We start from the raw sequence: 16,863 nt of genomic DNA, 5'->3' as shown, positions 1-16,863 counted from the left end.
TTGCACGAAACTTGTGCGTTTCGCATCGATTTAGTGCGTCAACATTGGCACACCTCACGATTTTGGGAAACTGGCGCCGAAAGGGTATCACCCAGCCGAGGTCACTATCAGCGAAAATTTAGTGTATTTAAGGGGTTTTCCCTGATTTTGATGCACCGCAACAGGGCATGATCATGTTTAGTATCGGAAATCCACTAACCCGGTTTGGCCTCAAGTACACTGCGCAACACCCTTCCCTCTGGATGTCATGAACGTGAATGCCTTAGTACGAACCGTCCTGCGCGGCGTGGCGGTGCTGTTGCTGGTGTCCTGTGCCAGTGCACCGGAACACACGGCCCAGCCTGAACCTGTTGAGCCGCCCAAGGCGCGTGAGCCTGTGGTGGCCTTGGTGCTGGGCGGTGGCGGCGTGAAGGGCTTTGCGCATGTGGGTGTGATCAAGGTGCTGGAAAGCCAGGGCATCAAACCCAACCTGATTGTGGGCACCAGTGCCGGCAGCTTTGTGGGTGCCCTGTACGCCAGCGGCATGACATCGTTTGAATTGCAACGTGCAGCGCTGAACATCACCGAGGCGGACATTCGCGATTTGACCCTGAGCAGCAAGGGTTTTTTGGTGGGCGAAAAATTGCAGCAGTTTGTGAATGCGCAGGTGAAGAACCGGCAAATTCAACAGTTGCCTGTGCGCTATGCGGCGGTAGCCACCGAATTGGGCAGCGGCGACAAGGTGGTGTTCAACTATGGCAACACGGGCCAGGCGGTGCGTGCGTCGTGCAGTATTCCCAACGTGTTTTTGCCCACCCAGATTGGCAACAAGCAGTATGTGGACGGTGGGCTGGTCAGCCCGGTGTCGGTGAACACCGCGCGCGATTTGGGCGCCGATGTGGTGATTGCGGTGGACATTTCGGCCCGCCCCAAGAAAGGGGTGGGCACTTTGGGCTGGTGGGGGCTCTTGGACCAGAGCATCAACATTCTGAGCCAACAGGCCATCAAGGCTGAACTGGCCCGCGCCGATGTGGTGATTCAACCCAGTGTGCAGCATGCGGACGCGCTGAACCTGGACCAGCGGCATGAATTCCTGCTGGAAGGCGAACGCGTGGCCCAGGCTGCGGTGCCGAAGATTCAACAGGCGATTGCCCAAAGCCGTCAGCGTTTGAATACTCAAACAGTGAGTTTGGGCAAATAGCCTTTGAGCCATCCTCTACAATGGTTTGAAACAACAGGCCATGGACGGCTTTCGGGAGGATGAGATGCGCAAATACTGTGCGGTGTTGGCATGCGCCCTGATGGGCACTTTGGGTGGGCCATTGGCCCCAATTGCCCATGCGGCTGATTTCAGCCAGATCAGTTCCAAAGACGCGGTGTCGGCCCTGCGCACCACCTTGGACAAAGGCGCTGAGGCGGCCATGGCCAATTTGGGCAAACCGGATGGCTTCCTGAACAACCCCCAAGCCCGTATCCCCTTGCCCGCCCCTTTGGAGAAAGCCAAGGGTGGATTGAAAATGCTGGGCATGGGAGACCAACTAGGTGCCTTGGAGGTGTCCATGAACCGCGCCGCAGAGGCGGCGGTACCGCAAGCCAAAACCCTGCTTAAGAAAGCCATTCAGAACATGTCGGTGGCTGATGCCAAATCGGTGCTGAGTGGTGGCGACACGGCGGTGACGGATTTTTTTCGCCGGCAAACCGAGACAGACCTGACGGCGCTGTTTTTGCCGATTGTGAAAAGCAAAACAGCGGAGGTGGGCGCTGCACGACAGTATCAGGCCTTGGCTGACAAGGCGGCTGCCACAGGTTTGTTCAAACCCGAGGACTTGAATTTGGAACAACATGTCACCAAAAAGGCCATGGATGCGTTGTTTCAAGGGATAGCCGCACAGGAGCAGGCCATTCGAGCCAACCCTGCCGCCACGGGCGCGGCCATTCTCAAGAAAGTATTTCAGCAATAAGGAGTGATGATGATTCGCAGCAATTGGACCCGCAGTGCCTTGGCCATCGCCGTGTGTGCTGCACTGGCCGCGTGTTCCGACAAACCGGTTGAGCCACCAGCCGCCGCAGCCCCCTCGGCCGCCACCACTGCCCCTGAACAGGCCGCGCAGGCGCCACAGGTGCAAGACGGTGTGACGGTGAAAAACCCGTGGGTGCGCGCAGCCTTGGCTGAGCAGGACGCCACAGGGGCCTTCATGACCATCGAATCCACCCAGCCAGTGACCTTGGTGGGCGTTGAAAGCCCGGCAGCCCAAGTGGCTGAGGTGCATGAAATGAAGATGGATGGCGATGTGATGAAAATGCGCCAGATTGAATCGCTGGCCATTGCCCCGGGCCAGCCCGGGGAGTTAAAGCCCGGCAGCTATCACATCATGCTGATGGCCTTGAATGGCCCAGTCACCCCGGGCCAAGACCTGGAGTTGCTGCTGAAATTCAAGACCGCCGACGGCAAGGCCATCGACATGCCCGTGCGTGCCCAAGTCAGGGACGTGGTGGCTCAGGGTGGTGGGCACCACCACCACTGAAACCACCGGGCAGCCGATTGGTTTAGAACTGCCAGCGCACGCCCATGAGGGCGCTGCGCCCGGCCAGCGGTGTGTAACGGCGAACCGTGGCGATGGTGCTGGCGGAGTAGGCCAACTCATCCGTGAGGTTGTTCAGGTTCACAAACACGTCGGCTGCGGTGCCGCCCAAGTTGATGCGGCGGTTCACACCCACATTGACCAAGGTGTAGGCGTCCGTCGCTGGGTCGTTGGCTGCGCCGGGGCTTGAATCGCGCCATTCCACACTTGGGGAAATTCTCCACCCGCCCTGTTCAATGTCCAGTGTTCCCAACACGCGCTGAGGCGCGATTCGTGGCAAGGCACCCCCACCGTCGCGGCGGTTGGCCCTTGTACGGTCGTATTGCAGTTGTGGTGACCAACGCCAGCCAGCCCAGTTCAGGCTGGTGCCTGCGCTCAGTTCCAGCCCTTTGAAGGTGGCAGGCACGGCGCGGAAGTCGTACACCGGTACCACAACAGGGTCAGCCGGGTCCATGTTGTCGAATTGCTCAAGCCCGCCAGGGCCTGCGCCGGGGCGGCCAATCAGTGCAATGTAGTTGGCATACCGGGTTTGGAACAGGTTGGCTTTGAAGCGCGCGGCGCCGCTGGCCCAACCTGTGTTCAGTTCCACGTGGTTGGCGCGTTCTTCCTTCAGTGTCGGGTTGCCTTTTTCGTAGGAGTCGGTGGCCACGTGCACGCCGTCGGCGAACAGTTCAAACGAGGTGGGTGCGCGTTCGATGCGGGCTGCCGAGCCACCCACAGTCCAACCCCCGGTCAGGGGCTGCTGGTAACCCAGCGAGACTGAGTTGGGGTTGAAGTTGCGGCTTTCTGCGGGGCCGCCGGTTACGCCAGCGCCAGCGACAGGCCCGTTCAGCGGTGAGGTGCCGGTGCTGGCTGCATCGACACTGACCTGATCGCTGCGCAGGCCCAGTTCCCATTGGCCTGCGCCTTGGGCTTGAGACTTCAGCTGGGCCACATAGAAGGCGCCGGTGCTTCGGGTGGTGGTGGAGGGCACGAAGGCCTCGTCGCCGAGGGCGGAGAAGTCGCTGCGCTCAAACTGCAGGCCTGTGGTACCGCGCAGGGCGTAGTTACCGAAGCGGCTTGGGCTGAGCACCAGCTCAACCCGACCGTCCAGCCCACGGTTGCTGAACAGGGTTGCGGGTGCGCCGCCTTCGAACTCTTGGTGTTGGTAGTCGGTTTGGGCAATGCGGTACTTGACTTGTTCAACAAAGCCGCCCAGGGTGCGTTGGCCTTCAAGGGCATTGCGGCGGCTGGTCATGCCAATGCGTACATCCAGCGCTTTGGGTACACCGTAGTTTTGGTTCGTCTCTTCGGTGGACACACCCACATAACCCCGGTCATCACCCCAGGACAAGCCTGCGCCAGCGCTGCGGCTTTGTGCGCTGCTGTTGCCCACGCGGCGGCTTTGGAAGTCGTCAGCGGGGGTGGTGGGGTCGGCACCCGGGTCGGTGAAGTTGGGGGTGCGCAGGTCGCCTGAGCGGCGGCGTGTGCCGTCGACAGTCAGGCTCCAGCCTTTGCCCAGGCCCACGCCGAGTTGCAGGCCGGCCCCGTTTTGGCGGGTTGCGCCTTCGCCCAGCAGCGTCAGCCCGCCGGACACGCCGGTGAGCGGGCTTCGGGCAATGCGCTGGTCCACCAGGTTGATGGCACCCGCCACGGCATTGCCGCCGTAGGCCAGGGCGGCTGGGCCACGCAGAATTTCAACTTGCTGGATGGTCAGCGGGTCGATGGTGAGGGCGTGGTCGTAGCTGAGGGTGGAGGCGTCAATGGTGGGTGAGGAGTTGCGCAGAATTTTCACGCGGTCGCCGTCTTGCCCGCGGATGATGGGGCGGCTGGCATTGGGCCCAAAGCCAGTGACGGAGACACCCGGGGTGCGTTGCAGGGCGTCGCCCAGCGTTGGGGCGCCAGTCTTGTTCAGTTCAGCGTTGTCCAGCACCGTCAGGGGTTTGATGGTGGCATCGACCGGCATATCGCCGGTGACGACCACCGATTCGAGCACGGTACGCTCTTGGGCGTTCACGGGCAAAGTTGCGAGGCTGAGCACAAGGGCGCAGGCGTGCGCCACGGGGCGCATGGGAAATGGCTTGTTCATGGTTGTCCTGATACACGGCACCGCGCAGCGGCCTGGGCGGGCTGGCGGTCAGCGGGTTGATCTATTTGGGGTTTTGCGGGGCGATCAAGCCGATGGGGGCGCGCGTGCAGCGTGTGTGGACCAAAGGCGACTGGCCAACCGTGAGGGGTTGGCGTCAGTGGTGCGGGGTTCGTGGCCCGCAGGCAGGTTAAGCGCGGTGGTGGTTGAACCAAAGCCGCAACCTGGCGGGGTGCCACCGAGCACATCAAGCAGTGCACAGGGGTGGGCCACGCCATGGTCGTGGGTGCTGGCACTGTCCAGCGTTGCGGCCTTGGGGTTCAGCCGGTCCAGATGGACGACACGGTGCACCACCCCTGCCCCTTGGGCAAGCAGCATTGCCCAAAGCAGCAGGGCAATCAGCAGGGAATGTCTGGAATGGCGCATAAACCGGGTGGAAGGCAGCAACAACTTAGCTCAACAGTGTACCAAGCCTGTCAAGCGGTGGTGGATGTTTTGGATTTCATGTCGGCCAAGCGACGGTCTTTGTTGGCCCACAAGGTATTGACCCAGGTTTTGAACCGGGTTTTGAATTCAGGGTCGTTGCGGAAATCGCCTTTGAGCATGTCGCGGGGAATGTCAGTGACTTCGATGTGGATGGCCATATCCGGCTGTTGGCCGCACAACCACGACCAAGTGATGTTGCGCCCGGCCGGTTGGTAGGCGATGGTGACATTCACTAGCCCTGCGAACTGTTCACCCATTGCGTCCAGCGTGGCGGACAGGCCACCGTACTTGGGTGCCAGCAGGTGGGTGTAGGGGGACTTGCTGCGTGCGTGCTTGGCGGGTGTGAACCGGGTGCCTTCCAGAAAGTTGATGACGGTGACTGGGCTGGCTTTGTATTTCTCGCAGGCCTTGCGGGTGGTTTCGAGGTCTTGAGAGGCGAGCGCCGGGTTTTTGGCAATGGCTTGGCGGCTGTGGCGTTTCATGAACGGGAAATCCATGGCCCAGCACACCACACCCACGATGGGCACCCAGATCAGCCCTTTCTTCAGGAAGAAACGGCCAAAGGGGGCATGCCCATAGAGGGCGTCGAACAGCAAGACGATGTCTGACCAGGCGCTGTGGTTACACACCACCAAATAACTGCTGCCGGGTTTGAACTGCCCTTCGATGCGCACTTGCCCCTGCTGACCATGCATGGCGTCGTAAATGCGGTGGTTGCTGCCAACCCACAGGGTGGCAATGGCCACACAACGGTCTGAGGCCCAGCGTTGTAGCTTGTGAACAGGGATGCAGCGCAGGCCGATGAACGGCAGCATGAGCACGAACCAGAAGGTAATGCAGGCACTCATCAGTGCGACTGTGAGAACCCCGGTAAGCCAAGGCGGTGTGGTTCGGTAAGCGGACACAGGCAGTTTTCCGAAATGGGTGAACAGCCCCGGATGTTACCGGAGTTTGGGGCTTGGGCAGGGCGTGGCAGGCCATGAAGGCGGTTGCCACACCCCGACAGTCCTGCCTCAGAGCGGCAACAGGCCAGCCAGTGGCCCGGGCAGTGCGGGCAATTGCGGGCTGATGTGGTTGGCGTCCTTCAACACTTCAAAGCTGGCGGACAGGCGTTCGCTGCCCCCGCGCTCGGTGATGGTGCTGACCGCCCAGTACTCGCACACCACTTTTTCTTCGGTGACTTTCAGCAGGCTGTAACCCCGTTCGCTCATCTTCACGTGTTTGATGTGTGGGCTGGTCAGCCGGATGGCCTGCACCACTTCATCGGGAATCGGCAGGCCGGGCGATGTGACCGAGGTGACCACGAATTCCACCGCCACACTGCCGTCGCCAGTCAGCGGGTTGTAGCCGCCCAACTGGCTGATGGGCACATTGGGGTTGTCGGTGATGTCGGCCACCCAAGCGCTGTGCACATCGCCGGTCAGGATGACCACGTTGTTGATGGGTGCGCCGCCATCGCTGCCCCGCAGTGCGTTGATGATGCGCTGCCGCTCTGCGCCGTAGGAGTCCCAGGAGTCTCCATTCAGGCCGGAGGGGGCCAACACGTCGTTGACAGGGCCTGGCGCGGGGTTGTTCAGCCCGGGTTTGATGATCCATTGATGGAACACCACTTGGTTGCCCACCAGTTTCCACGGCGTGGTTGAGGCCCGCAGGTTGTTGATCAGGAAATTGAATTGCTCTTCGCCGATCATGGTGCGTTCGCCATTGGAGGCGTTGCCTTCCAATGGGTTGATGGGCGTCGACGCGTCTTGATCGCGGTCGTACAGGCGGGTGTCCAGCAGGACCAAGTCGGCCAAACCACCCAGCGGAATTTTGCGGAAAATTTTGTTGGGGTTGCCCGCCTCGGGCAGGCGGATGGGCATCCACTCGTCATAGGCTTTTTGAGCGGCGGCTTTGCGCTGGGCCCACACGCCTTCAGTGCCTTCAGTGTGGTTGTTGGCCCCATTGGTGTAGGAGTTGTCCGCGCTTTCGTGGTCGTCCCAAATGGTGATGAAGGGCACCTGCGCATGCAGGGCCATCAGGTCCACATCCTTTTTGTATTGGCCGTGGCGGGTGCGGTAGTCGCTGAGGGTCAGAATTTCGGTGGCGGGTTCGCAGGCCCGCAGGGACCCATATTCGCCATCGCCATATTCGTAGATGTAATCGCCCAGGTGAACCACGGCATCCAGGTCGGTGCGCTTGGCCAGTTGGGCGTAGGCATTGAAAAAACCGTGCGGCATGGATGAGCAGCTCACCAGGCCCAGGTTCAAGGCGCGTTTGTTGCTGGCTGCCGGCATGGTGCGTGTACGGCCAACCGGGCTGCGCACGCCGTTGCTGAGGAACTGATAGAAGTACACGGTGTCGGCGGACAAACCGGTGCAGTCCAGCTTGACGGTGAAGTCGCGGCTGGCGGAGGTGGAAAAGTCCAGCGTTTTGACCAGCAGTTTCAAACCGGCATCGCTGTAGACATTGACCTCACCCAGCACTGTGCTGCTGGCTTGTTCCGGGGTGATTCGGGTCCACAACATGACGGCACTGGCCGTAGGGTCACCACTGGCCACCCCGTGCAGAAATTGAACTTTCTGTGTGGCCACTTCATTGGGGTTGGAGCGGGTGCCGTTGCCGCCGCTGACGGAGTTCTGGCCGCCACAGCCGGTGAGGGTTGCACTGCTGGCCCCCACCAGGGAGCCTATGCCCAGCCCTTTGAGGAATGTGCGACGAGTCAGCCCCGGGCGCTTCTGGGCCCGGGTGCGTTTTCTGCGGGGTGCAGACATGGTGGTGTTCTCCGCCGAATGGGTTGTGTGAAATCAGATATTGGGCACGGTGGCCGGAATTTGTAGCTCATAGAGCATGCCCAGGCCCAGGCCGTAACCACCGCCGGGCGCGGGGCCACCGCGGTCGCTGGTGAAATACATGCGTTTGCCATCGGGGCTGAAGGCGATGCCGGCGATTTCGGATTGGTCTTGCCCCACAATCTGCAGCAAGGGCACCAAGGTGCCGTCGGGGTACACCACCACCACTTGCATGTCGCCGCCGTCTTCGGCCACCAACACCTCGCCGAAGGGGGTCATGGTGATGTTGTCCACGCCACTCAGAATGTTGTTGGGGGCTTTGGCGGTGGTCAGGTCGTAGGCCACTTCAATGGTTTGCGCGGTGGTGTTCAGCATCCACAGGCGGTCGTCGCCCTTGGTGGTGAAGAACACCCGGTCATTTTGGTACCACACGCCTTCGCCGCCGTCGAATGCAGTGGTGCCGTCAATGCGGTTGTCACTTTGTGGGGAGCCCGGGTTGGCGGCATTGACCCAGGTGTAGGGCTGGGGCGACTTCAACGCAGCCTCAACACCCGCACCACCGACTTTCAACACTTGCAGCAAACCCTGATTGAACGTTGGGCGCGCCGCACCGGCCGGCCAATCGGTGGCCGAGGGTACCCAGCGGTAGAAGCGCCCATCGGGCATGTCTTCGGTCATGTACAGCACGCGCCTTACACTGTCGATGGCCACAGCCTCATGGCTGAAAAAGCCCAGCGTGGGCAGTGGCTTGGCGGCTTGTTGGCCGAAGGGGTCGCATTCCCACACCTGGCCGGTGGGCACTTCTTCACAGCTCAGCCAGGTTTTCCACGGGGTGATGACGCCCGCGCAGTTGAAGGTGGTGCCAGTCAGGATTCGGTAGCTGTCCACCACCGTGCCGTCAGGGTCAAACACCAGTGCGCTTGCACCGCCCAGGCCGGGCACCAGGTTTTCAAGCGGGTTGGTCAGCGGCGCCAGTTGTGGCACTTGAAAGCCCAAGGTGCCCACACCGGGCACTTCGCTGTTGGAACAGTAGATCCATCCGCCATTGGGGCGAGGCACCACACCGCCGCCGTCGTTGAAGATGTGCCAAGGCGTGGCGCCGCTGGCCGGTGCCTGGCCAGCAATGGCCACCACGCGGGTTGAGAAGCCTTCGGCCACCCTGACACCGTTGGCGTCGGCCGCTTTCAGCGGGCCGATGTTGCGAAACCGGAATTGCGCGTTGTTGACTGCACTACCGCCAAAGCGGTTGGCGCCTGCGGCCTGAACGGTGCCCCCAGCGCTGGTGGATGTGGAGTCGCTGCCGCAGCCAGCCAGCCAAGGCAGGCTGCTTGCGCTGGCGCCCAGCAGAAATGTTTTGAGGAGAGTTCGGCGGTTTGAATTGGGGTGATGCATGGCGTGCTAAAGCGTGGTGAACCTAACCCACTGATACTGCCGGTGCGGCTGATTTGGTTTTTGAACGAATCATCGGTGTGACATGCCACACTTTTGTCATGCACCGACCGAGAACCCACAGGGTAAACCCTTGCATCCGACCAAGGCCCCAGCCTACCATTGAGCTTTGTCTGAGCATCCACTATCGTGATTGATCAACCAACGCTGAAGTGCTGGCACAACAAGACCGGAGGGTTAGGAAATGAAACGATTGGTATTGGCTGCATCGGCAGCGGCAGTGGTGTTGACGGGGTGCGCAGTGGGCCAGATGTTTGGCCCAGCCCCCAAAGACGGGGAGTTGGCCATGCCCACGGATTACCGGGGCTGGCCCGTGTTTCTTGCAGGCATTGAAAAACCCACGGGGCACATTCGTGACATATACATCAACCCAACCGGTGCCAAAGCCAAGAAGGGCGAGGCTTTCGCCAACGGTACGGTTGCAGTAATGGACATTTACAAGGCCAACAAAGGCGGTGATGGCAAGTTGGCCAAGGCCGAGCTGGAGCGTGTGTTTGTGATGTACAAAGGCAGCGGCTGGGGTGCCTCCGCCCCCGAGGGCCTGAAAACCGGTGATTGGGTGTATGCCGCATTCGACGCCAACGGCCAGCCGGTGAAGTCGGACTACGCCACCTGCAGGGCCTGCCATGTGCCCTTGACCCAAGACGATTTCGTGTTTCACTACGACAAGTATTTTGATTCCCGCAAGTCGGCTGCCATGTTGAACCGAGGGCAGGGTTCAATGGCCTTGTCGATTGAGGATGTGCATTTGGCGGCAGCCGCCGTGAAGTGAAGTTGTTCAGGCCATTCATGCAGTTTCAGCAACACTGAATTGCGCGCTGTTTTGTGCCATAAAAGGCCACTGGTCGCCCCGGTGGCTTTTTTTCATGGCTGTCCAGCCCTATGATGATTCGACAATCACAACAACAGGACATGGACCATGGAGACAGCCCCCCAAGCCTCTGCCACGCCCATTGCGTTGAGCACACCCGACGGCTACGCCCTGCGGGTTTATTGCCACCAGTGCACCAATACCGACTGCGACACCGTGGTGATTTCGCCAGCGATGGGGGTGCCCCAAGATTTTTATCGCCCGTTTGCTGCGTGGTTGAACCAACACGGGTACCGCGTGGTCACCTTTGACTACAGGGGCATGGAGAAAGGCACAGGCAATGCGCGACGTGTTCAAACCGATGTGAACACGTGGATAAGCCAAGACGCCAACACCGTGTTGAGGTGGGCGAAACAGCAGACGCAGGGCCGACTGATTTGGCTGGGCCACAGCTTGGGCAGCCAGATTGTGGGGGCCTTGCCCGACCGTGAGCTGGTGGACCACATGGCCGGTATCGCGACGGGCACCGGGTATTGGTTGCATGCGGACTGGGCGCTGAAGTCCAAGGCCTGGCTGGTGTGGTGGGTGTTTGCACCCCTAATGACACCACTGTGTGGCTATTACCCGGGCAAAGCCTTGAAAATGATCGGCGATTTGCCGGCAGGGGTGATGCAGCAGTGGCGGCGCTGGTGCCTGAACCGTGAATACCTGGTGGGTGTTGAAGGCCCGGCGGTCAAAGCCCATTACGCGGCCTTCAAGCGCAGTTTCAAGGTGCTCAGCTTCACCGATGATGAACTGATGTCTGCACAAAACACCGAGGACATTTTTCACATGTACCCGGGTGTCACGGTCACCCATCGACGCTTGAACCCCAGCGAGGTGGGCGCAAGCCGTATCGGCCATTTCGGTTTTTTCAAACCCCAATTTGAAACCACAGGCTGGCCCTTGGCCCTGCCCTTGTTGAAACCCTGACCCGGAGAACATGGCCATGAGCCTGAACAACAAAACCTATTTCATCACCGGCGCATCGCGTGGCATTGGCCTGGAGATTGCCTGCAAACTGGCTGCCCAAGGGGCCAACCTGGCCATCGCCGCAAAAACCGTCGACCCCAACCCAAAACTGCCGGGCACCCTGAGTTCGGCAGCCCAGGCCATTGAGGCTGCCGGTGGGCGCTGCTTGCCGATTCAATGTGACATCCGCGATGAAGAGGCGCTCAAGATTGCGGTGGACCGCGCCGCTGACCACTTTGGCGGCATTGATGGTGTCATCAACAACGCCAGCGCCATTTTCTTGATGCCCACTGAGCTGACGCCGATGAAACGTTTTGACCTGATGTTCGGCGTCAATGTGCGGGGCACGTTTGCCACCACTCAGGCAGCATTGCCCCATTTGAAAGCCTCGGCCAAGGCGGGCCGCAACCCCCACGTGCTGAACTTGTCCCCACCCTTGAACATGAACCCCGCGTGGTTTGGCCCCCATGTGGCCTACACCATGGCCAAGTACGGCATGAGCATGTGTGTACTGGGCCATGCCCGGGAATTCAAGCCCTTCGGCATTGCCGTGAATGCGCTGTGGCCACAAACCGGTATCTACACCGCTGCCATGCAAATGATTCCCGGTGTTCAACCCGAGCATTGCCGCAACCCGGCCATCATGGCTGATGCTGCTTCGGTGATTCTGTCCAAAACCCTGGCTGACCCGGACAGCACGGGGCAATTCTTTTTGGACGAGGCGGTGCTGCGCGCGGCAGGCCAAACCGAGTTTGACCAGTACTCCACCGTGCCGGGCAGCCAGTCCATCCAGCGCGACTTCTTTCTTGACTGAACCATGGCAACACTTGGGCGATGGATCAAGCGGCTGGGGGCTGCGTTTGCCTTGATGCTGTTGATGCTGGGCGGCCTGCTGGCACTGGCCTTGGGCAACGCCCCCGGCCTGTCAGCCATCACAGGCTCATCGATTGAGCCTGCGCGGCAAGCCGCGCAAGTCCGGAGTGTGTTTTTGGGCACCTCAAGCCTGATGTTCACCGATGGCACCACGACCTGGATGTTGGATGGTTTTCTGTCCCGCCCCGCCCTGCCGCAAGTGATGTTCACACGCCTTGAAGTGAACCATGCCCGGGTGGATGAGGCTGCTTCACATGCTTTTGAACGCTTGGGCGTTAGCCCCGGGTTGTCGGCGGTGCTGGTGGCCCATTCCCATTACGACCACGCCATGGATGCGCCCTATCTGGCGCAACGTTTTGGTGCCAGGGTCATCGGCAGCCCCTCCACCCGACAAATTGCACTGGGCCAGAATTGCCCGGATTCGTTGATTCAGGTGTTCAAGGCAGGGGACCGCATTGCGCTGGGGGATTTCACCGTCGAGGTGATTGGATCGGCCCATGCGCCAACCGGGTATACGGGTGGCGTGGTCAGCACGCCATTGCGCTTGCCCGCACATGCCTTGGCCATGAAGGAAGGCGGCAGTTTTGCGTTTGCGGTCTACCACCGCAGCCACGGCCTGCAACCCTTGGCGCTGATTCAGCCCAGTGCAGGGTTTGTGCCGGGGCAAAATGCACCGTTCAAGGCCGATACGGTGTACTTGGGCATTGGGGGCTTGGGCAAACTCACCGAACAGCAGGTGGCCCAGTATTGGGCCAACGTGGTGGCAGCCCCTCAGGCCAAACGCGTGTTGCTCATTCATTGGGACGACTTCACGCAACCCTTGATGCGTGATGGGCTGGAAACAGCACTCAAGCCCATGCCCTATGCGGTCGACCGCATGGACCGAAGCCTGCCCTGGCTGAAAACCTTGGCCCAAACCGGTGGCCAGCGCCTTGACTTGTTGCAGGCCTGGCAGGTGACCCAGCACTGAGGCGGGTTGAACCGCCCCACCACAGATTGGGCAGAAAGGGAAGAAATCCCGCATACTTGAAGCTGGCAGTTCCAACACGTTAAAGGCATGTTCCGTCACACCGGACAATCGCGTTCATTGAAGGCATCCAAGGCGTTGGCCGACGTTCTTCACAACGAGGTCACCGCGTGGCTGGTGCTCGGCCTGTCGCTGACACTCACTGTACTGGCGTGGGTTGTGGCTGACCATGCCACCACGGAAACAGCCCGCCAAAAATTCACCGCCGAGGCCCAAGAAGCCGCACTGCTCATCAAGAACCGCATGCGTGACTATGAACAAGCGTTGCGCGGTGGGGTGTCGTTGATCCACGCCACCGAACAAGTGGACCGCCGCATCTGGGCGCTGTATGTGCAGGGGTTGAATTTGAAAGACATCCTGCCCGGTGTGCAGGGTTTGGGCTACGCACGCATGCTGAAACCCGATGAGGTGGCGCGGCACGAGGAGCGTGTGCGGCGCGAGGGCCTGCCCGACTACCGTGTTTGGCCTGTCGAGGCCCGCAACCAGTACAGCGCCATTGAAATGCTGGAGCCGATGGACGAACGCAACCGCCGCGCGATTGGGTATGACATGTATTCCGAACCGGTGAGGCGCCAAGCCATGGACGTTGCCATGGACCACGCCGACACGGCTCTGTCGGGTTTGGTCACCCTCAAACAGGAAAACGGGGTGGACCCGCAACCTGGGTTTCTCATGTACCTCCCGGTGTATAAAACCGGGGACCCCCCTGCCGATTTGCAGGCCAGAAGAGCCTCCATTGATGGCTTTGTGTACAGCCCGTTTCGCGCAGGTGACTTGATGAAAGGCGTGCTGGGGCGCGGTGCCAAAGACATCGACTTCGAGTTGTATGACGACCGAATTGAAACCCCTGCACAGCGCCTCTACGCCACCGACTCAGTGAACACAGCACAACACGGCGAGCCCCTGTTCGAGGTGAGGTTGGACATTGATTTGCCCGGCCGCCAGTGGCTGGCTGTGTTTCGTTCGACCCCCTATTTTGAATCCAACACCTTGGCGCCCACGCCACGCTCGGTGCTGGTGGGTGGTTTGACCATCGACTTCCTGTTGTTTTTGGTGATCAGTTCCCTGTCCAGGCAGCGCAGGATTCTGCGACAGGCCAATGAGCAACTGCGCGCCAGCGAAGCCCGTTTTACCGCGCTGGTCACCGGCATGCAGAACCACTTCGGTTTCTTCAGAACCGATGGCAGCGGGCGGCTCACCTACACCAGCCCAACTTTGGGCCGCTTGCTGGGGTTGAAGGATTTGCGGCTGGGCGACAGCCTGATTGGCAAAGCCCGCAGCGATGAACCTGAGGGGGAGTTAGTGCGCGCCTTGGCCCAGGCCTTGGCCTTGAAAACCAGTACCCGCTACCGACGGCATGTCCGCACAGGGGCTGATGCCCGCATGACCGTGGAAGGCTTTAACCATGTGGTGCTGGAAGAGGACGGCCACATCAGGTCCATTGAAGGGGTGGTGCAGGACATCACCCAGCGCCAGTCCAATGAAGAAGAACTGACGCTGTATCGGGACCGGTTGCAAGAGTTGGTGCGTGAACGAACCCGCGAGCTTCAGGCCGCCAATGCCGCAAAAAGCCGTTTTCTGGCCAACATGAGCCATGAAATACGCACACCGCTGAACGTGATCATCGGGTTCAACACCCTGTTGCAAAGCCACCTGACCGAGCCTGGCCCTTTGGCCATTCTGCGGGACATGGCGCAGGAGTCCCAACGCCTGTTGAGCATGCTCGACGATGTGTTGAGCTTCACCCGAATGGAGTCTGGGGCTTTGCGGTCGGAACCCAGAGAGTTCAATGTCAATGCCTACTGCCGCGAGGTGATCGACAGCCACCGCAACAGGGCCACGGCAAAATCGCTGGCTTTGCAACTGGACATCGACAACAACGTACCCGCGAGGCTCAAAGGCGAGGTGGCTCACCATCGGCAGGTGTTGCGCATTTTGCTGGACAACGCCATCAAGTTCACGGACACCGGCACAGTCACTCTGGGAATACACACCCAAGCCAGGCCCGATGGCCGTTGCGACTTGGTGGCCACCGTGAAAGACACCGGTGTGGGGTTTGACACCGCCCTGCTTGACCAAGTGTTTGCACCGTTTGAGCAAGCCGACAACACAGAAACCCGGGCCTATGGTGGCGTGGGCCTCGGTCTGGCCTTGGGCAAGCGCCTCACCCAGTGGCTGGGCGGAACCCTGGTGGCCAAGTCCACATTGGGTGTGGGCAGTGAATTCACCTTCACCGTGCCCTTCGATGCCCTGAACAAACCCGACCCGATGTTGGCGGCCGAGACCGCCTCCAAAGCGCCTGCAGCTTATCCGGATTGGTCGGCCCACCGGGTGTTGGTGGTGGAGGACAACCTTTTGAATCAGGAAGTGATCAAAGCCTTTCTGAAACGCCTGAAGTTGCAGATTGAGGTGTGCACCAACGGCCAAGAGGCCGTGAACAGGATGCAGCAGGAGCCCAGCCCGGATTTGGTGTTGATGGACTTGCACATGCCTGTCATGAATGGACTGGAAGCGACCCGCAACATCCGCGCCATGGAAGGCCCCGTCAGCAAGGTGCCCATCGTGGCGTTGACGGCCGCAGCCCTTGCTGAAGACGAAGCCGCAAGCCGCGAAGCCGGCATGGACGATTTCCTCACCAAGCCAGTGAACATGGCCACGCTGGTGTCCACCTTGAGGCGTTATCTGCCCTTGGCGCAAACCGCTGACCAGACATGATCAACACCGCCGCAGTCATTGGTGCAGGTTTGGCGGGCAGTGCAGTGGCGCATGCCCTGTGTGCAGCCGGTTGGCAGGTGGACTTGTACGAGGCCCACACCGCCGCCAGTGGTGCGTCTGGCAACTGGCTGGGTGCTTTTCACCCCCATTTGACCCGTGGGGACACCCCCTTGAGCCGCCTCACCGTGGAAGGCGTGCAAGCCACCCGCGAAGCGCTGGAATTGCTGACGGACCAAGGCCACTTGCGCAGGGGCGTGGACTGGGACTTGCCCGGCCATCTGCAAGTGTTTGAGGCCACGGAACGAGCCCGGGCGCTGGACACTTGGCGCCTGCGGACAGACTGCCACGACTGGGTGCAATGGCACACCGGCAGCACCGAGGGCCCGGCGGCCGCGTTGCAGGGCTATTGGTTTGCGCAGGGCGGTTGGGCCAGCCCGGTGGCCTGGGTGAACGCCAACCTGGCCGCGTGCCGGGGCAGGCTGACCCTGCATGAACACAGCCCGGTGGCCGACCTGCAAACACTGCAGCAAACCCACACCGCGGTGGTGGTGGCGTGTGCCCACACCAGCTTGGCCTTGGCCCCTGTACCGGGCGCGTCAACGGGCGTGGTGAAGGGGCAGATTACCCGGGTGCATCGGGGCGACCTGCCCCACCTGCCTTGGGTACTGAGCGGAGAGAGTTACGCGATTGGCCCACAAGGGCGGCCTGACATGGTGCTGGGGGCCACCTATGAGCGCCCAGCGGTGGATTTGACGCCCAGTGCCCAGGCCGATGCTGAAAACCTGGCCCGGTTTCGGGCGGTGCTGCCCGATTGGCCTTTGGGAAGCGTGGTGGACCAGCGCTGCGGCCTGCGCTTTGTGTGGCACGACCGTTTGCCCGTCGTGGGCCCTGTGCAGGGCATGTCCGGGGTGATGCTGTGCACCGGGTTTGCTTCGCGCGGCCTGACTTGGGCGGCACTGGCCGCGCGCCTGATTCGTCAATACTGCGAAGGAGCCGCCGTGGACAACCCCCTGCACCGCCGCTTGTTGCCCCGGGTGCCCAAGGCGCGAGGGATGGGCAGCGACAGCGCCGCACAGGGCGCTGGCTGACGGGTT

Annotated in this window: 14 protein-coding genes; 9 read left to right on the top strand and 5 right to left on the bottom strand. The window is 61.0% G+C overall.

What is annotated here, in order from left to right; all coding sequences use genetic code 11:
• Nucleotides 1–253 precede the first annotated feature (253 nt).
• From ACK4FF_RS01580 to ACK4FF_RS01570, 3 genes are all read left to right on the top strand, one after another.
• Nucleotides 254–1,180, top strand: a complete 927-nt coding sequence (locus ACK4FF_RS01580) for a patatin-like phospholipase family protein (RefSeq protein ID WP_409703910.1) — start codon at nucleotides 254–256, stop codon at nucleotides 1,178–1,180.
• Between the two features lie 64 nt (nucleotides 1,181–1,244).
• A complete protein-coding gene (locus tag ACK4FF_RS01575) occupies nucleotides 1,245–1,940 on the top strand; it encodes a DUF4197 domain-containing protein (protein WP_409703908.1) in 696 nt (231 codons plus the stop codon).
• A 6-nt stretch (nucleotides 1,941–1,946) separates the two neighbouring features.
• Nucleotides 1,947–2,504 carry a copper chaperone PCu(A)C gene (locus tag ACK4FF_RS01570; protein ID WP_409703906.1) on the top strand — a complete coding sequence of 186 codons (558 nt, stop codon included), beginning with the start codon at nucleotides 1,947–1,949 and terminating at the stop codon, nucleotides 2,502–2,504.
• A 22-nt stretch (nucleotides 2,505–2,526) separates the two neighbouring features.
• On the opposite strand, the gene ACK4FF_RS01565 is transcribed toward ACK4FF_RS01570, so the two are convergent.
• From ACK4FF_RS01565 to ACK4FF_RS01545, 5 genes are all read right to left on the bottom strand, one after another.
• The gene (locus ACK4FF_RS01565; RefSeq protein WP_409703904.1) at nucleotides 2,527–4,629 is read right to left on the bottom strand and encodes a TonB-dependent receptor; all 2,103 of its coding nucleotides are present in this window, start codon (nucleotides 4,627–4,629) and stop codon (nucleotides 2,527–2,529) included.
• Between the two features lie 84 nt (nucleotides 4,630–4,713).
• A complete protein-coding gene (locus tag ACK4FF_RS01560; protein ID WP_409703902.1) occupies nucleotides 4,714–5,052 on the bottom strand; it encodes a hypothetical protein in 339 nt (112 codons plus the stop codon).
• A gap of 50 nt (nucleotides 5,053–5,102) precedes the next feature.
• Nucleotides 5,103–6,017, bottom strand: coding sequence for an acetyltransferase (locus tag ACK4FF_RS01555; protein WP_409703900.1), 915 nt, complete (start codon nucleotides 6,015–6,017; stop codon nucleotides 5,103–5,105).
• A 108-nt stretch (nucleotides 6,018–6,125) separates the two neighbouring features.
• Complete coding sequence (locus ACK4FF_RS01550; protein WP_409703898.1) at nucleotides 6,126–7,865, bottom strand: alkaline phosphatase D family protein; 1,740 nt, start codon at nucleotides 7,863–7,865, stop codon at nucleotides 6,126–6,128.
• Nucleotides 7,866–7,898: 33 nt separating this feature from the next.
• Nucleotides 7,899–9,275, bottom strand: coding sequence for an alkaline phosphatase PhoX (locus ACK4FF_RS01545; RefSeq protein ID WP_409703896.1), 1,377 nt, complete (start codon nucleotides 9,273–9,275; stop codon nucleotides 7,899–7,901).
• A 241-nt stretch (nucleotides 9,276–9,516) separates the two neighbouring features.
• Here ACK4FF_RS01545 and ACK4FF_RS01540 point away from each other — a divergent pair, with 241 nt between their 5' ends.
• The 6 genes from ACK4FF_RS01540 to mnmC all read left to right on the top strand — a co-directional run bounded on the left by ACK4FF_RS01540 (nucleotide 9,517) and on the right by mnmC (nucleotide 16,857).
• Nucleotides 9,517–10,104 carry a cytochrome P460 family protein gene (locus ACK4FF_RS01540; protein ID WP_409703894.1) on the top strand — a complete coding sequence of 196 codons (588 nt, stop codon included), beginning with the start codon at nucleotides 9,517–9,519 and terminating at the stop codon, nucleotides 10,102–10,104.
• Nucleotides 10,105–10,251: 147 nt separating this feature from the next.
• The gene (locus ACK4FF_RS01535) at nucleotides 10,252–11,115 is read left to right on the top strand and encodes an alpha/beta fold hydrolase (protein WP_409703892.1); all 864 of its coding nucleotides are present in this window, start codon (nucleotides 10,252–10,254) and stop codon (nucleotides 11,113–11,115) included.
• A 16-nt stretch (nucleotides 11,116–11,131) separates the two neighbouring features.
• The gene (locus tag ACK4FF_RS01530; RefSeq protein WP_409703890.1) at nucleotides 11,132–11,968 is read left to right on the top strand and encodes an SDR family oxidoreductase; all 837 of its coding nucleotides are present in this window, start codon (nucleotides 11,132–11,134) and stop codon (nucleotides 11,966–11,968) included.
• Nucleotides 11,969–11,971: 3 nt separating this feature from the next.
• Entirely contained in the window at nucleotides 11,972–12,997 is a 1,026-nt protein-coding gene (locus ACK4FF_RS01525; protein WP_409703888.1) for an MBL fold metallo-hydrolase, read from the top strand.
• Between the two features lie 87 nt (nucleotides 12,998–13,084).
• On the top strand, nucleotides 13,085–15,769 hold the full coding sequence (locus ACK4FF_RS01520) for a CHASE domain-containing protein (RefSeq protein WP_409703886.1): 2,685 nt from the start codon (nucleotides 13,085–13,087) through the stop codon (nucleotides 15,767–15,769).
• Nucleotides 15,766–16,857 (top strand): FAD-dependent 5-carboxymethylaminomethyl-2-thiouridine(34) oxidoreductase MnmC, encoded by a 1,092-nt coding sequence (gene mnmC, locus ACK4FF_RS01515; RefSeq protein ID WP_409703884.1) that lies wholly within the window; start codon nucleotides 15,766–15,768, stop codon nucleotides 16,855–16,857. The genes ACK4FF_RS01520 and mnmC overlap by 4 nt, the downstream gene beginning before the upstream one ends.
• Nucleotides 16,858–16,863 lie beyond the last annotated feature (6 nt).

It is taken from the genome of Limnobacter sp., from assembly GCF_046297615.1.
In the GTDB taxonomy this organism is placed as follows: domain Bacteria; phylum Pseudomonadota; class Gammaproteobacteria; order Burkholderiales; family Burkholderiaceae_B; genus Limnobacter.
The sequence above is the reverse complement of the archived record's forward strand: the minus strand, read 5'-3'. Positions and strand labels throughout refer to the sequence as shown.

Bases quoted from the DNA above. Each gene is read 5' to 3' on its own strand.
- ACK4FF_RS01575 (WP_409703908.1), top strand. From the start codon at position 1,245: ATGCGCAAATACTGTGCGGTGTTGGCATGCGCCCTGATGGGCACTTTG.
- ACK4FF_RS01570 (WP_409703906.1), top strand. From the start codon at position 1,947: ATGATGATTCGCAGCAATTGGACCCGCAGTGCCTTGGCCATCGCCGTG.
- ACK4FF_RS01565 (WP_409703904.1), bottom strand. From the start codon at position 4,629: ATGAACAAGCCATTTCCCATGCGCCCCGTGGCGCACGCCTGCGCCCTT.
- ACK4FF_RS01560 (WP_409703902.1), bottom strand. From the start codon at position 5,052: ATGCGCCATTCCAGACATTCCCTGCTGATTGCCCTGCTGCTTTGGGCA.
- ACK4FF_RS01550 (WP_409703898.1), bottom strand. From the start codon at position 7,865: ATGTCTGCACCCCGCAGAAAACGCACCCGGGCCCAGAAGCGCCCGGGG.
- ACK4FF_RS01545 (WP_409703896.1), bottom strand. From the start codon at position 9,275: ATGCATCACCCCAATTCAAACCGCCGAACTCTCCTCAAAACATTTCTG.
- ACK4FF_RS01540 (WP_409703894.1), top strand. From the start codon at position 9,517: ATGAAACGATTGGTATTGGCTGCATCGGCAGCGGCAGTGGTGTTGACG.
- ACK4FF_RS01535 (WP_409703892.1), top strand. From the start codon at position 10,252: ATGGAGACAGCCCCCCAAGCCTCTGCCACGCCCATTGCGTTGAGCACA.
- ACK4FF_RS01530 (WP_409703890.1), top strand. From the start codon at position 11,132: ATGAGCCTGAACAACAAAACCTATTTCATCACCGGCGCATCGCGTGGC.
- ACK4FF_RS01525 (WP_409703888.1), top strand. From the start codon at position 11,972: ATGGCAACACTTGGGCGATGGATCAAGCGGCTGGGGGCTGCGTTTGCC.
- ACK4FF_RS01520 (WP_409703886.1), top strand. From the start codon at position 13,085: ATGTTCCGTCACACCGGACAATCGCGTTCATTGAAGGCATCCAAGGCG.
- mnmC (WP_409703884.1), top strand. From the start codon at position 15,766: ATGATCAACACCGCCGCAGTCATTGGTGCAGGTTTGGCGGGCAGTGCA.